Below are 15,983 nucleotides of genomic sequence, written 5' to 3'. Positions count from 1 at the left end.
AACGAGGATTATATGAGTAGCGGTACTAAGACAATTTCTCCTTCGGACATCTCCCAACCCGAACTTCACGCCTACCTTCTAACAGCCGTGGCACCTAGGCCCATTTGTTTTGCAAGTACAATCGATGCGGACGGAAATGTAAACTTAAGCCCATTCAGTTTTTTCAATGTTTTTAGTTCCAACCCTCCGGTAATGATATTCTCACCTTCTCGAAGTGGGAGGGACGGTAGCTTGAAACATTCTCACCAAAACGTATTGGAAGTCCCGGAAGTAGTCATCAATATTGTGAATTATCCAATGGTGGAGCAGATGTCCCTGGCCAGTACGGCTTATGACAGGGGTATAAATGAATTTGTTAAAGCCGGTTTTACTGAGGTTAAGAGCGAAAAAGTGAGGCCTCCAAGGGTAGCCGAAGCACCAGTTTCGTTCGAATGTACCGTTACCGAAGTAATTGAACTTGCAGATACCCCCGGAGCGGGTAATCTGGTACTTGCCAAAGTGGAACTAATGCATATCAATGAAAACTACCTTGATGAAAATGGACAATTAGACACTCAGAAATTGGATTTGGTAGGGCGTATGGGTGGAAGCTGGTATACGAGGTCCAGTGGGGATTCCCTTTTCGAGATTCCAAAACCGATTCGCAACAAAGGAATTGGGGTGGATAGTCTACCAGCATCGGTTAGGAACAGTACAATTTTAACAGGGAATAATTTAGGTCGATTAGGAAATCTTGAAAAGTTACCTACATCAGAAGAGATTATAAGTGTACGGTCAATTTCAGAAGTTCAAAGCCTTTCAAAAGATTTCGGCGCGGGAAATCCTGAAAAGACTAAAAAAATCCATCAACTGGCCAAACGATGGTTGGAAGAGGGCAAGGTAGCTGAAGCCTTAGCGCTTTTGCTTAACTAGGTAAAACGGCCTCAGCCTCAATTTCTACTAAGTAGCCTTCGCCTACGAGTTTAGCTTCCACTAATGTATTTGCGGGATTTATTCCCTTAAAGCGTTCACCATGAGCTCTAGCAATAGGTTCCCAGTCATTTATGTCATTGACAAAAATTCTGGTGCGAACAACATGTTGTAAGGTTGCTCCAAACGTTTGCAATACTCCCTCAATCTTATCGATTATAAAATGTGTCTGTGCGGCGGAATCATTTCCTCCAATCATTAAACTTTTATGGGTTGCCGTTGTGCCCGAAACATGAATGCGATAACCTTCTTTCACCGCCCTGCAGTAACCGGCATATTCCTCCCACTCCGTTCCGCTAAAAATCTGTTGTCTTGTTGGACTTGACTCCGTAATTTCAAAAGGTTTGGGAATCTTTTCTATATGATGGCTTAAATCTCCAGACGCCGTTAAAAAGGGTGGTTTCCTGTATTCATCACCACAATTACCCGGAATGGGTGATAACTCGTTTTGAGCACTTTTAATAACATCAACATCTTCTGGGCTCAAGTTGATTTTTAAGATAGTCTGGTTTTCCTCAATATGTTCGCTTTCACCCAATCTGGCACCAACAATAATCGCAGCAACATTTGGGTTTTCAAAAATATACCTACTTGCAATGTTAGCTATAGAAACTCCGTGGTTATCCGCCACTTTTTTACTTGCTTTTAATACTTTTTGGAACTTAGCCCAACCACCCGCAGCATCAATAAAGCGCTTGTATTTCATTTGAGACCAAGTGTTGAGTTCGTTTTGGGAGGGTTCCTTCTTGTCTAACCACCTATCTGTTAGAAAACCACCGGCCAAGGTGCCAAAAGCTAAAAGTTTAACATCATATTCGTTACATACCTTGGTCATTTGTTCGGAAGCCCTCTGGTCTATCAAGGAGTGGCAAATTTGATTGCTTACTATTGGAATTCCACTGGCACAGGCAATTCGTAGATGCGCGGCGTCAAAATTTGTGACGCCAATATGTTTTATTAATCCTTCCTCCTTTAATGTTTTGAGGTGGAAAAGGCCATCGAGCCAACTTGGGTCTGGATAATTCCAAGCGTGAAATTGCATTAAATCAATACTATTCTGTTGCATTCGGTCTAAAGCAGTATTTACCGCTTTCCTAACATCCGTCAAACTTATTTTTCCCGGTTCCGGCACCCATTTGGTGAATAGCTGCACCTGCTTTCCCAACGGATTGTGGTTTTTAAATGTACCCGTTATTATTTCACTAGAACCATAATGATCCGCCATATCGAAGGTAGTAAGTCCGGCTTCAACATAAGGCTCCATATATTTAGCAGTCTCTTCAGGATTTAGGGTATCTCCTTTCCTTTCCATATCGGCAATTTGCCAAAGTCCGGTAATGATTCGACTTATTTCTAATCCCTTTGCAAGCTTTAATGTTTCTTTCATGATTATTCTTCGGGTAGCTTATTAAAAATTGATTTTGGATCGATGCCCTTGTTTTTCATTTGATTCCACTTTATGGCAAAAATAATACTTGCCCCGACCATTACTATCAACCAGACTGGAGTAGAGTGGAAATACCATTCTTTTACGCTGGAACTGATGTCCTTGTAGGTGTGTATAGACAGGAATAAAAGTAAAAACAGGACGCCACACCAACCGATTAATCTTTGTATCCTTTTGTTTTTAAATACCGTAATTTTTTCTGAAATACTTGGGTTTACTTTTGGCAATGTTAGTAATGTTATACACATCAAAAGAAAATTAACCATCATTGAAGTGACCATTATATCAATACCCAAAAAGAAGTCACCTGCAAAATGAGAGCCAAAAACACCTATACTTGCCATTGCGCCAGCCAATATTAAGGCCACGGATGGTGTATGGAATTCAGAGTGTATGTTCGTTATAAAAGACGGGAAAATACCATCTTTCGCCCATGCGAACATAAGGCGTGAAACGGACAATAACATAGCAGGCAAATCATTAATCAATGCAATCGCAGCACCCACTAGGATAGCAATGCCTAAACTGGAAGGTAAGACATAACTCAACAGACCTGGAGCGGAAATATCTTTCCGGGTCGACTCTTCTGCAATAAAACTCCAGGGAACGGTGTGATATACTGCCGTTGCAAATAGAAAATAAAAGACTCCAACTGAAACAATGGCCAGTAAAATAGCCCTTGGCAAGTTTTGTGTGGGGTTCTTGGCCTCACCACCCGCTTGTGCAATGGAATCGAAACCTATGAAACTGGAAAACAAAAGCGCTGCGGCAGAAAGAAAAATACGCCAGTCAAAACGCGCCACCTCTATTGGAATAAAAGTTCTATTTTCTTTGACTTCAAGTGCCTCAATAAAGTCGGAAGGAGTAAACAGAAATCCGCTTACAATCACGATTGCTCCTAAGGCGAACATTAGAAACATCATAGGTAAAAGTGTAGCGGTATAAGATTTTGATCCTCTAATATTAATTAGTACAAAACTCCAAATTAACAGTATCGCCAAGGAAACTCTTATCCATCCTATTTCTAAAGAAGAGGCCACCTCTTTCCAACCCAATTCCATAAAAATATCGCGGATAAAGGGTATGGTCACATAGGCAATAACCCCGATTACGATGCTGAGGCCAAACCATTGCGAAAAACTTGCAATAAAGCCTAAATATGGGTGTAAACCCCTACTGGCATAGATATAACTTCCTCCAGCTCTTGGCATTGCCGAAGCAAGAATTCCATAAGCGAATGCTGCAAATATGGCTGGAATGGCGGCAAAAGCAAAGGCATAGAGAACATAAGGGCCAATTCCAGGCACATTTCGTTGGATCATGAACGGCACTACGTTTATGGAAGCACCAAGCATGGAGCAAATACCGGTAGCGGTAAGCGCTAACAATCCTAGCTGTCGGGTAAGTTTAGATTTAGAAGGTCGCATTTAAGTGGTTGACGATTGTAGGGAATAAGACGGTTTAATCCATGATTTCACTTAAATGCTCCCTATTTCCGGTGAGCTGCCATTGACCAAGGGTTATTGGTATATTTCCAAAACTGTTTAGGGCATCAAAAAAGTTTTTAAGTTCGAATACTTGATCCTCATTCTCCAATTTGCGGGCGTATTCTGCAAGCGCTTGTTCCACCAAATATTTTCCGGTTATATAACTGGTTCCGTAACCGGGTTGCCTTAAATAGAGGTGCTGCTCAAAAATGAGAAGTTCTTTTTCTGTCTTCATCCACCCTCTTGGCGTGTAGTCCGAATGTATTTTTCCGGCCTCCTCCATACTCATTTCGTTGGCGTGTGCATATAGTGAACCCAATCCTCTGGCGGCTCTTTGTGCAATCATAATATAAACTATTTCCCTGGCTCTAGGAGAATCTTCGTAAAGTCCCGCTTGCATAAATAACTCCTCTACTGCCGTTGCCATACCCTCATTTCTAGAATCGAAAATATTATATAGTAATGGAGTCTCTCTTATTTTACTGGGATGAGGTTCTTTATCCATCCTCGCCAATTCAAACCAATGGTAGAAATGTGAAAAAAGTGGCCTAGGGTCATAGTGGGCTGTAATCCAAAAGAAGTTTCGTGTTTCTTTATGGACAAATGTTCCAAGATGTTCCTCAAGTGCGGGTTCAAAATAATCCTTGACGGTAACAATTTCTTCGTCGTTTAAAAATGTCAGTAAACTTTGTGCGGCCTTTTTGCTCAATGCCTCGTAAGCCTCAGGCGAATCCGCATCGGACAAAGGCGGTAATTTTCGATTTCGATGTTCTTCCATCTTTAATGATGACCATGCTCGTGTGAGCTCTCTTTTCAATAATAGGACCTCATCCTCCCAAGTTAAAGGCACCAAATGAACATTTTGTTGGTACCACGTATAATTATCCTTACCAATACCGCTAGGTCCTGTTTTCTTAGGAGCTTGTTCTTCCAGCCAAGAAACCAAATCCTGTGTGGATTCTATTGATTTTTCTATGGCGAGAAGAATTTTTTTATCCCTCGCAATACCTGACTCCTTTTTCAAAGATTCCAGGTCGCTTATCTGGGTACTAATGTCCCTTATTCCGGTCACCCAAAGGTCTTTAGCATTCCCTGTTAAATTTTGTTGCGCTTGTTGATTCAAGGCAGGTATAATCTCCAAGTGTTCTAAAAAAATATCATGTTCTTCTTTGGAAAGTGGAAAGGTGTATTGCCATACTTCTAATAATTTATGGTGGGTAGGGCCTTCGTGAGCGGGAACATCACTTCGATGCATCCAAATCGTTTTATAGAATGCGGGATCTCGTTGCCAAGGTTTCAATACACGACGATTGAAATCATATCCATTCATTTCGGCTTTAATAATTTGCCAATCAATTTGTTGGGCTATAGTCCAATTTATGGTATCTAAGGCTCCGAGTTTACTTTGAAGCTGTAGAAAAGTGGGTTGTCTTTTATCAAAAGTCATGGCTCTGTAATCCGGGGCGCCGTTTAGTAGAGGAGGTGTTTCAAAAGCACGCCACTCAGTATAAAGTTCTTCTAAATCCGAGTAGGAATTTAATTTTGTTGATTGACCATAACTAAGGAAGGAAGTCAACAGAATAAGAATTGGAATTGAAGATAATTTTCGCATATACTAAGTAGCTTTCAATAATTTCACAAAAGATAAGGTTTTCATAAGTTTTAATGAATAGAAGAAATAAAAAAAGGCTCCCGATTCCTCGGAAGCCCTTTGTTTTCTAGTAGCGGGGACTGGACTCGAACCAGCGACCTTCGGGTTATGAGCCCGACGAGCTACCTACTGCTCTACCCCGCGATGTGGGTTTCATCTTACCTGTTTTTGAAACTACAACACATGACGTTGACAAGATGAGCACTACTCTTGATAGAGAAGAACAAATATACAACCGATTTTTAGTATTTTCAAAACTTGCATCAATAATCTTTTTATAAGCATCAAGTTGAAAAATACTTAAAATCCATACCTTCGGGCTTATACTTTTTATGGAATCGATCAATAATTTTCTTGCAGATGCCAATGATATTGCCAATTGGCCTATGTTTACGCTGCTTATTGGAGGCGGACTTTTTTTAGTTTTTTTTTCTAAACTTCTACCGTATCGATTTTTTGGTCATGCCATTGCCATTGTCAGGGGTAAATATGATGATAAAAGTGCAAAAGGGGACGTAAGTTCACTGCAGGCGTTATCGGCTGCAGTAGCTGCAACCGTTGGTTTAGGAAATATTTCGGGAGTTGCCATTGCTATTCATAGAGGTGGACCAGGCGTTGTTTTTTGGATATGGATGACGGCCCTCATAGGTATGTGTATTAAGTTTTATTCTGGGAGTCTGTCCATTATGTTTCGAGGGGAAGATTCCGATGGTAAACTACAAGGAGGACCTATGTTCTACATCACTCAAGGCTTAGGAAAAAAATGGAAGCCCTTAGCTTTCTTTTTCTGTATTGCGGGTCTATTTGGCTTTTTAGGAGTGTTCACGGCAAATCAGTTTACCGAGACATTCATGAGTGTCATACAGCCTTCAGAAGTTTTTTTTCAAATGGATGATTTTAGTTGGAAACTTACCATTGGTATCGTCTTGGCAATAATAACATCTTTTGTTGTTTTTGGGGGGTTGTCAAAAATCGCCAAAGTCGCGACAGCTATCGTACCCACTATGGTAATGCTTTATTTGGCTGCTGTAATTGTGGTTATGGTGATGAACGCGTCAGAAGTACTTCCATCGTTAAAGTTAATTTTCACAGAGGCATGGAATTTTAATACCATCGTTACCGGCGGTTTCTGGGGTTTGATTATTGTGGGTGTAAAAAGGGCGATGTTCTCTAATGAAGCTGGTTTGGGAAGTGCCCCTATGTATCATGGGCAATCAAAAAATAATGAGCCTATCCGAGAAGGTTTGGTGTCAATGTTGGGTCCTTTTATAGACACAATTATGGTGTGCACATTTACTGCAATCGTGATTATTTTAAGTGGGGCTTATCTGGAGGACACCGATGGAATCGTGATGACCTTAAGTGCCTTTAGGACCACTTTATTCGGATACGGGGATTATTTGCTAATGATTATTGTTTCCGCGTTTGCACTATCAACACTTTTTACTTATTCGTATTATGGAGTCAAATGCCTGTCCTTTTTAACAAATGCTAAAATTGGAAAATATTACAATCACTATTTCGTAATTACTATCGTTATAGCCGCTGTAGTTTCTTTAGATTTTGTTACTTATTTGATTGATTTATCCTATGCTTTAATGGTGATTCCGAATATGATTGCAGTACTTTTACTTGCACCAAAGGTGAACGTAGCCGCAAAGAAATATTTCTTAAAACTTAAGCATGAAAGAACATAAATCGGGGTTTGTAAACATAATCGGTAATCCGAATGTCGGAAAGTCCACTTTAATGAACGCTTTTGTGGGCGAGAAGCTTTCCATAATCACTTCTAAGGCTCAAACTACGAGACATCGTATATTAGGAATAGTAAACGGGGAAGATTTTCAGGTCATTCTTTCCGATACTCCCGGAATTATTAAACCAGCTTACGAATTGCAATCTTCCATGATGAATTTTGTAAAATCGGCTTTTGAGGATGCCGATGTTTTATTGTATATGGTAGAAATAGGTGAGAAAGCTTTAAAAGACGAAGCTTTTTTTGAGAAAATAAGGAATAGTAAAATTCCTGTCTTACTCTTATTGAATAAAGTGGATACTGCGACTCAAGAGCTTCTAGAGGAACAAATACAGTATTGGCAAGAAATGCTTCCTAAAGTTGAATTACATCCAATATCGGCGTTATCCAATTTTAATATTAAGAATGTATTTGAACGGATTATAGAACTACTTCCAGAGGCTCCGCCTTATTACCCAAAGGACCAATTAACCGACAAACCTGAACGCTTTTTTGTAAATGAAACCATTAGGGAGAAAATATTAATGTTTTACAAGAAGGAGATTCCTTATGCGGTAGAGATAGATACAGAAGAATTTTTTGAAGATGATGATATTATTCGAATGCGTTCTGTAATAATGGTAGAAAGGGATTCCCAGAAAGGAATCATAATTGGACACAAAGGTGCGGCTTTGAAGAAAGTGGGGGTTGAGGCGAGGAAGGATTTAGAAAAATTCTTTGGAAAACAAGTGCATTTGGAGCTATATGTCAAAGTAAATAAAAATTGGAGAAGTGATTCTCGACAGCTAAAAAGGTTTGGCTATAACAGTTAGTTTATTCCATAATTTTTATACTTATTTCTTAGCATAAGGTAGTACTCCGCGTACCATAATCTCTTGTATATTCTCAACGAAGTGAAGAATTTCATCGATTAAGTCAAAGAAAAAAATCTAGCTTTAAAAACTTTGTGTATCTTTGAATTATCGATAAAATGCACAAAAACCCCGATGAAATGCATAATATTATCATAATTGGAGCTTCTGGACATGGAAATGTCGTTTTGGACTGCATTGAGAAAGAAGGAAAATATAGAGTTGTTGGCTTCGTAGATTCTATAAAGAAAAAGGGGCTTTCTCACAACGGATACCCGGTCTTAGGTACTGAATACGATTTACCGTACATCATTTCAGCATATAATGTCCAAGGTGGAATCATTGCAATTGGTGACAATTGGTCAAGAAAATTAGTTGAGGATCGAATATCTGCAATTTTACCAGATTTCAATTATATAAAGGCTATTCATCCAAATGCTATTATTGGCAAGCGTTGCACTATAGGAGAGGGAGCAGTTGTATTGGCTGGAGCCGTAGTTAATTCTGGATCGGTAGTGGGGAAGTTTTGTATTTTGAACACTAATTCTTCTTTGGATCACGACAGCATAATTGGTGATTATTCTAGCCTTGCACCTAGAGTAACTACGGGTGGTAATCTGATACTAGGATGTTTTTCTGCAATTTGCTTAGGGGCAAGCATAATAGAAAATGTTGAAATTGGAGAACATACGGTGGTTGGTGCCGGGGCATTGGTGCTTAGTCATATCCCAAGCATGGTCATGGCATTCGGAACTCCTGCAACTGTCATAAAAAAGCGAAAAGTCGGGGAAGGTTACTTAGGTCGAAATTCCCATTCTTCATATATTCCGAGTTATTTAGCCAAGTAATTATTTAGTATCCCTTTATTTTATCGATAAGAGGCATTAATTCTTATACACTACCTTTGCAGCCAAAATATAATTTATGGGCGCCATTGTTGCTATTGTTGGAAGACCTAATGTAGGGAAATCCACCTTTTTTAATCGATTAATACAGCGTCGAGAGGCTATAGTTGATGCCGTTAGCGGTGTAACTCGTGATCGCCACTATGGAAAAAGTGATTGGAACGGTAAGGAGTTCTCCATCATAGATACAGGCGGTTATGTTGTTGGTAGTGACGATATATTTGAAAAGGAAATTGATAAACAAGTAGAACTTGCCATAGCCGAGGCTGACGCCATTATCTTTATGGTAGATGTGGAGACTGGAGTGACAGGTATGGATGAAGATGTTGCCAAACTTTTAAGAAGGGTAAACAAACCCGTTTTCTTAGCAATAAATAAGGTGGACAACGCCATGAGGGAGGAAGATGCAGTGGAGTTTTACTCCTTAGGGTTAGGGGAATATTATACGCTTTCAAGTATTAATGGTAGTGGTACAGGCGAGCTTTTAGATGCTTTGGTAAAGGAATTACCAGACGTAGAGGAGGAAGAGAGCGAACTGCCGAGGTTTGCTGTTGTGGGTAGGCCAAATGCTGGTAAATCCTCGTTTATCAACGCGCTTATTGGTGAGGAAAGATATATCGTTACCGATATTGCCGGAACAACTCGCGATAGTATCGATACTAAGTACAATAGGTTCGGATTCGAGTTCAACCTCGTAGATACGGCAGGAATCCGTAGAAAATCAAAGGTCAAGGAAGATTTAGAATTTTATTCCGTGATGCGTTCTGTAAGGGCCATTGAACATTGTGATGTCTGTTTGCTACTAATGGACGCTACCCGTGGTTTTGATGGTCAAGTGGCCAATATTTTTTGGCTGGCGCATCGTAATCATAAGGGTATCGTGATTTTAGTGAATAAATGGGATTTGGTCGAGGATAAGGAGACCAATACGATAAAGCAATATACGCAACGTATCAAACAGGCCATAGAACCTTTCACAGATGTACCCATATTATTTATTTCGGTACTTACGAAACAACGTATTTTTAAGGCGATAGAAACTGCGGTTGAGGTATATAATAACAGGAATAAAAAAATCATTACCAGAAAGTTCAATGACGTAATGTTACCGATTATTGAAAACTATCCGCCTCCAGCTTACAAGGGTAAGTATGTAAAAATAAAATTTTGCACCCAGTTGCCAACCCCTTATCCTCAATTCGCTTTTTTCTGTAACCTACCACAGTATGTACGGGAACCGTACAAACGCTATCTAGAAAATAAGATTCGGGAGGAATTTGACTTTACCGGTGTTCCGATCACCATTTTTATGCGGAAGAAGTAGCAAATGGAATAATTTTTGTTGCTTTGGTTGAAGTAATCAGGAACAATGACCAAGTTTTCCCTACTTTTTTCCTTTCTGGCATTTTTTAATCTCATTATTTGCCAATCTGAAAATAGGCGTGTAGAACTTTTAGAGAACATTCATCTCCACTTGAACAAGACCACTTTTTCCCAAGGTGAATCTCTTTGGTTTACTGCCTATGTTCAAGACCACAAAATAAAGGCCCCTTCAAATTTTACCACCAATCTAAATGTAGCTATATACGGAACTGATGGTACGGTTCTGAAAAAGAAAACATTTTACATGGAGAATGGTATTGCATTAGGTGATTTTGAAATCGATACTTCTTTCGTTGACACACATTATAAGGTGTTAGCTTGGACGAATCATATGCGAAATTTTGAAAAATTAAAGCCATTTCGTCAAACTATTAGAATTCTGGATAATATAAAGATGATTTTAAATTCAGAGCGACCTTTGAGTCTAGAGTTTTGGCCAGAAGGCGGTAAACTCATTGAAGGAGTTTACAATCAAGTTGCATTTCGGCTTTCGGATGACCTCGGACGCGGTATTTCTCAAGATAGTATGATTTTAGTAAACGAAAAAGATGAAATTATCCATTCCCGCTTGACCACAAATGAGTTTGGATATGGAAGGATAAGCTTTATGCCAAAAGATGAAGTGGGCTATTTCTTCAAATACTCAGCCGGTGCTTCGGAAGCAGTGGTAAAACTTCCTCATGTTACTTCAAGTGAAATTGGTATTCAGTTTGATAATAATTTACAGGACGAAATTTTGGTAAGATTACTCGCTTCAAACGAAGTTTTCAAAGTCAAAAAGGATAAAAGATATACGTTGGCTATTTTTCAGGATGATAAAATTTTACTGGAAGATATTACTATTGAGGATGAACAGGAAATTTTTGCTTTAAAACGTAATGCGATATCCTACGGAGTTAACACTGCTGTTTTGTTGAACGCGAATTTGGTGCCAGTGGCACATAGAATGTTTTTCAATTATTGTCAAGATAGTAATCGTATTTCCTCGTTAAAGATGGAGCATACGCTCAACAGGGATACCCTTTTGATTAATCTTGCATTGCCCAATAATTTGATTAAAGAGGCTTCCTTAAGTATTTCTGCATTACCAAGTGGTTCCTCATCATATAATCCTGAAAGTTCCATAGGAACATCCTTTCTTCTAAGTCCCTATCTAAAGAAGGGGTCTATAGCCTTGAAACCATACATGAAATTCCAAGATAGGAAATCACTTTATGAGTTGGACACGAGGTTGCTTATGGAAGGTATGGGGACTTATGGTTGGGAGTCCAGAACCATGAAAGAAATACAGTTAAAATATATCATGGAGAATGGATTTTTGGTCAAGGGGAAAATTGAAGATGCTGACCTTACTAAAGAAAAACAGGTATACTTAACTACAGATGAAACAAGGGCTATTAGATATACGGATATAAATAAGGACAAGACTTTTGAACTGAATATGAATCTGTATCAAGGAGATTCTTTGGCGATATCGCTCATAGGCGATAAAGGGAAATTACGTAGGGCAAAGACCTATCTGTATCCTTTTAGCGTCCCAAAACAGGTTCCTTTAAATTATTTGGAGTCCTTTAAAGAAAGCATTGATGTGAACTTAAAAAATACTTTTATACCTAATCTTTTTAAGGATTCACTTGAAGATGGGACTATCGTTTTAGACGAGGTTGTTGTGATGGAAAAGATTACTAAGAATAAAAAAATTCTACTATCCACTATTACGGAAGCCAGATTTATAGATGATGAGGATATTAAAACAATTCCATCTGTGGTTGCCTATTTTAGGAAATTGGGATTGAGACCAATTTACAAAAACGGCGAAATGAAGTTCCAGTTCAATAAATTCCCCTATCCAATATCCATGATATTTATTAATGGTATGGCTGCGAGCCCCGGAGAACTGGATGCCATGCCCTTATCAAGAGTGGAGTCTCTGGTCGTTACGGATGACCGGACACATCAGAGTCATATGGTTTCAATTCAACTTAGACCGGGGTTTTATGTTTCCCCTGAGAAAAGGAACCAATACGTCCGTTTTTTAATCACCAATGGTTATGCCCGTTCAAGAGCCTACGAAAACCCAGGTTATAACGACTATCGATCTGAAGTATTCGATGCTTATGGTATTCTGGATTGGAAACCTTCCGTAAAAGTTTCTAGTAAAGAGCCTACTTCAATTAAAATACCAACCTACGGACAGGAAAGCATCCAATTATATATCGAAGGAATGGCCACCGATGGTTCTATTTTTAATGAGGTCCAAGAAATAAATATTAGAACCTTGCTAGAAAAATGATAGCAAATTTATACCTGATTGCCCAAGTTCGGTTAGGAATATGATTTCATAAGTAAACAGTAGGAGTTTACCATCCACCAGAAGCACCTCCGCCTCCAAAACCGCCTCCGCCGAAACCGCCTCCAAATCCGCCTCCTCCAAAACTCCCACCTCCGCCAAATCCACCACTGGAACGTCCGCTACGGCCCATATTGCTTAAAATAATGATGTCCCATAAATCCAAGCCGCTGCCTTTTCTGCCGCCACTACCGCCTCCCTTGCGTTTATTTCGTTTGGAAAGGATGATCAATATGATAAAAAAAATGATTAAGGGTATGATTGAACTAAATGGAAATCCTTCCGAATTATCAAAAGTCCGTTCCTCCTTAAATTCACCGTTCAATACCTGAAAAATTGCGTCGGCGCCACTATTGAGTCCACCATAATAGTCACCAGTTTTAAAACTGGGGATGATAATGTTCTCGATGATTCTTCTGGACATGGCATCTGTAAGGGAGCCCTCAACACCATATCCCGTATTAATAGCTATCCTTCTATCGTCTCGAGCAAGTAGGATTAAAATTCCATTGTCTTTTCCTTCTTGGCCAATACCCCATTTTTGTCCCCAGTTGGCTCCAAGATAGGTAATGTTCTCACCTTCCGTACTGGCTATGATAACCGTAACAATTTGAGTAGAAGTACTGTCCGAATAGCGAATAAGCTTTTGTTCTAAGGAATTTTTTTGGTCGGGTGGCAGTAAGTTGATATAATCGTAAACACTAGTCTGCTTTTCTGGTTTTTCAGGTATTTCAAACTGGCTCCATAGCGGTAGAATGGTAATGAACAATAAAAAGCTAAGACTAGCCTTTAGATACCTCATTGCTTAGTTCGTTTGTGTCCCCCTGCATCCAAGGAAAATGCTTTTTCAATTCCGTTCCAGCTTTCAATATCCCGGCAATAATACCTTCTTTAAAAGCTCCGTTCTTAAAATGGCTTTGGATAGCTTCTTTAGTAGATTCCCAAAAATTATCCGGTACGACCCTATTTATTCCCTTATCACCGCAAATAGCGAATTTTTTATCGTTTACGGCAAAATAAAGTAGCACCCCGTTTTCTTCCTTGGTATTATCCATTTTCAGCAAATGAAAAACCTCTTTTGCGCGTTCAAAATGGTCTATTTCCGAATGTGATTCAATATGAACCCTGATTTCACCTGAAGTATTTTTCTCCGCAAGTAATATGGTCTCAACAATTTCTTGCTCCTCTTCGGCACTTAAAAAATCTTCTACTTTGGACATTCTTTTTTATTCAAACTCAAAATTAACGTCAGGAGCATTTTCAGATCCCGCCTCGGACCTATAGTAGGCCAATTCATCAAAATTCAACATACCGGCTAAAATTGAATTTGGAAACTTTTTTATGTGAAGATTGTAGGGTTCTACAGAAGCGTTAAAACGATCTCTGGCAACATTAATTCTATTTTCGGTTCCCTCAAGTTGTGACTGTAGTTCCAAAAAGTTTTGATTGGCCTTTAATTCCGGATAACGCTCTACAGTGACTAGAAGTCTACTTAAAGCACCGCTTAATCCACTTTGGGCTTGGTTAAACTCCGCTAGTTGTTCAGGAGTAATATTGGTTGGGTCTATATTTACGGAGGTGGCTTTTGCCCGGGCTTCAATTACATCGGTTAAAGTACCACGCTCGAAATCAGCAGCTCCCTGTACGGTTTTAATTAAATTTCCGATAAGGTCGTTCCTGCGTTGGTAAGAACTCTCAACATTGGCCCAAGTTTTAGTAGCGGTTTCCTCAAGGCTTACGGCAGTGTTATTGAAGCTAACGCCCCATTTATAAAGTCCAAATGCGATGACTCCGAGTACGATAAGTACAATTATTCCTTTTTTCATGGTTGTGTTGTTATAGTTGATTCTTAATTTTGATAAGCTCTGTTTTAACCCTTTCCAGTTTTTGAATTATTTCAAAATTGGATAGCGTCTTTTGCTTTTCTTCCTTCAAATGAATTTTTGCTCCATCCAAAGTGAAACCTCGTTCTTTTACCAAATGGTAGATTAATTGAAGGTTTTTTATATCCTGTGGCGTGAACTTTCGGTTGCCCTTTGCATTTTTTTTGGTTGTAGAACATCGAACTCCTTTTCCCAAAATCTAATTAATGAGGTGTTTACATCAAAGGCACGCGCAACTTCACCAATTCCGTAATATCTTTTTTCTGGGAGTTCAATTTGCATTAATCCAGGGATTGATTTTCTTGGTTTGCATATTTCAGCATATTTTCAAATTCTTCTGCGGACAAACTGCCATAGTAGAAATTGATAGGGTTGATGCGGTCATCATCCTTCCAGACCTCGTAATGTAAATGTGGCGCCTCCGATCGTCCAGTACTTCCTACAAAGCCGATAAGATCTCCGCGTTTTACCTTCTGGCCCTTTTTAACGTTGTATTGGCTCAAATGCCCATAAAGACTAAGGTAACCATAACCGTGGTCTATTCGTATATGCTTTCCGTAACCTGATGAATTATTATCCGCTCTAGTCACTTTTCCATCACCTGTGGCATATATGGGGGTGCCTTTTGGGGCGGTAAAATCCATACCGTAGTGCATTTTTCTTGCCTTTGTAAAAGGATCAGAGCGCCAACCGTATCCAGAAGCCATTCGTGTAAGGTCATCGTTGTTTATTGGCTGTATCGCAGGGATGGCTACCAAAAGCTTTTCTTTTTCTTCTGCCAATTTGGTGATTTCATCCAAGGATTTGGACTGTATCGCCATTTGTTTTTTAATGATGTCCAATCTTTTCGTGGTAGCAATGACCATCTCGGAATTATTGAAACCTTCTAAGGATTTGTATCTGTTTATTCCACCAAAACCCGCACGCCTTTGTTCTTCCGGAATGGGGTTGGCCTCAAAATAGAGCCGATATATGTTATTGTCCCGGTCTTCAATATTGGCCAGTACTTCTTCAATTTGCCCCATCTTTCTATCTAATAGCTCAAATTGAAGCTCATAGTTTTTTACTTCCCGTTGTAAGGAAAGTTCACGGGGCGTATTTACAATGTTGGTGTTTAAAAGTAAAATCAGGGCCAAAAGACCAAAAAGAAAGGAACCCAAGAAGAAAAATGCAATGTTTCTGTATCGCTTGGATTTTTCTGGTTCTATCTTTCTGTACGAAAGTGTATCCGGGTCGTAATAGTATTTTACCTTAGACATGAATGGATTTTATCCTATTTTTGTGCTTTCGTTTTAACATAA

Annotated in this window: 13 protein-coding genes, 1 tRNA gene and 1 pseudogene; 6 read left to right on the top strand and 9 right to left on the bottom strand. The window is 39.3% G+C overall.

Features of this window, described 5'->3' with window-relative positions; translation table 11 throughout:
• Positions 1–12 precede the first annotated feature (12 nt).
• Complete coding sequence (locus N8A89_RS04130; protein ID WP_289644966.1) at positions 13–912, top strand: flavin reductase family protein; 900 nt, start codon at positions 13–15, stop codon at positions 910–912.
• Here the strand turns inward: N8A89_RS04130 and N8A89_RS04125 are convergent.
• From N8A89_RS04125 to N8A89_RS04110, 4 genes are all read right to left on the bottom strand, one after another.
• Positions 905–2,356 (bottom strand): aldo/keto reductase, encoded by a 1,452-nt coding sequence (locus N8A89_RS04125; RefSeq protein ID WP_281541107.1) that lies wholly within the window; start codon positions 2,354–2,356, stop codon positions 905–907. The genes N8A89_RS04130 and N8A89_RS04125 overlap by 8 nt on opposite strands.
• Positions 2,357–2,358: 2 nt before the next feature.
• Positions 2,359–3,843, bottom strand: coding sequence for an APC family permease (locus tag N8A89_RS04120; RefSeq protein WP_281541106.1), 1,485 nt, complete (start codon positions 3,841–3,843; stop codon positions 2,359–2,361).
• A 34-nt stretch (positions 3,844–3,877) separates the two neighbouring features.
• Positions 3,878–5,515: a DUF885 domain-containing protein gene (locus N8A89_RS04115; protein ID WP_281541105.1), complete on the bottom strand. Its 1,638-nt coding sequence runs from the start codon at positions 5,513–5,515 to the stop codon at positions 3,878–3,880.
• A gap of 110 nt (positions 5,516–5,625) precedes the next feature.
• Positions 5,626–5,698: transfer RNA gene (locus N8A89_RS04110), tRNA-Met, on the bottom strand.
• 188 nt (positions 5,699–5,886) lie between these two features.
• On the opposite strand from N8A89_RS04110, the gene N8A89_RS04105 reads away from it, so the two are divergent.
• The 5 genes from N8A89_RS04105 (at position 5,887) to N8A89_RS04085 (ending at position 12,742) form a co-directional block, all read left to right on the top strand.
• On the top strand, positions 5,887–7,251 hold the full coding sequence (locus N8A89_RS04105; RefSeq protein ID WP_289644965.1) for an alanine/glycine:cation symporter family protein: 1,365 nt from the start codon (positions 5,887–5,889) through the stop codon (positions 7,249–7,251).
• Complete coding sequence (gene era, locus N8A89_RS04100) at positions 7,238–8,122, top strand: GTPase Era (protein ID WP_281541104.1); 885 nt, start codon at positions 7,238–7,240, stop codon at positions 8,120–8,122. The genes N8A89_RS04105 and era overlap by 14 nt, the downstream gene beginning before the upstream one ends.
• Before the next feature lie 179 nt (positions 8,123–8,301).
• Positions 8,302–9,009, top strand: a complete 708-nt coding sequence (locus N8A89_RS04095; protein WP_289644964.1) for an acetyltransferase — start codon at positions 8,302–8,304, stop codon at positions 9,007–9,009.
• A 76-nt stretch (positions 9,010–9,085) separates the two neighbouring features.
• A complete protein-coding gene (der, locus tag N8A89_RS04090) occupies positions 9,086–10,390 on the top strand; it encodes a ribosome biogenesis GTPase Der (RefSeq protein WP_281541102.1) in 1,305 nt (434 codons plus the stop codon).
• Positions 10,391–10,435: 45 nt separating this feature from the next.
• Positions 10,436–12,742 (top strand): hypothetical protein, encoded by a 2,307-nt coding sequence (locus N8A89_RS04085; RefSeq protein WP_281541101.1) that lies wholly within the window; start codon positions 10,436–10,438, stop codon positions 12,740–12,742.
• Positions 12,743–12,809: 67 nt separating this feature from the next.
• Here the strand turns inward: N8A89_RS04085 and N8A89_RS04080 are convergent, their stop codons facing one another.
• The 5 genes and pseudogenes from N8A89_RS04080 to N8A89_RS04060 all read right to left on the bottom strand — a co-directional run bounded on the left by N8A89_RS04080 (position 12,810) and on the right by N8A89_RS04060 (position 15,941).
• On the bottom strand, positions 12,810–13,601 hold the full coding sequence (locus tag N8A89_RS04080) for a TPM domain-containing protein (protein WP_281541100.1): 792 nt from the start codon (positions 13,599–13,601) through the stop codon (positions 12,810–12,812).
• Positions 13,582–14,019: a TPM domain-containing protein gene (locus N8A89_RS04075; RefSeq protein WP_281541099.1), complete on the bottom strand. Its 438-nt coding sequence runs from the start codon at positions 14,017–14,019 to the stop codon at positions 13,582–13,584. Before N8A89_RS04075 ends, N8A89_RS04080 begins: the two co-directional genes overlap by 20 nt.
• Before the next feature lie 6 nt (positions 14,020–14,025).
• Positions 14,026–14,625 carry a LemA family protein gene (locus N8A89_RS04070; protein ID WP_281541098.1) on the bottom strand — a complete coding sequence of 200 codons (600 nt, stop codon included), beginning with the start codon at positions 14,623–14,625 and terminating at the stop codon, positions 14,026–14,028.
• 10 nt (positions 14,626–14,635) lie between these two features.
• Positions 14,636–14,964 (bottom strand): annotated as a pseudogene (locus tag N8A89_RS04065) (MerR family transcriptional regulator).
• Complete coding sequence (locus N8A89_RS04060) at positions 14,964–15,941, bottom strand: M23 family metallopeptidase (RefSeq protein WP_281541097.1); 978 nt, start codon at positions 15,939–15,941, stop codon at positions 14,964–14,966. The pseudogene N8A89_RS04065 and the gene N8A89_RS04060 overlap by 1 nt, the downstream one beginning before the upstream one ends.
• Between the last annotated feature and the right edge of the window lie 42 nt (positions 15,942–15,983).

The sequence above is a fragment of the Maribacter aestuarii genome (assembly GCF_027474845.2).
Lineage (GTDB): Bacteria > Bacteroidota > Bacteroidia > Flavobacteriales > Flavobacteriaceae > Maribacter > Maribacter aestuarii.
This window is presented reverse-complemented; position numbering and strand designations above follow the sequence as displayed.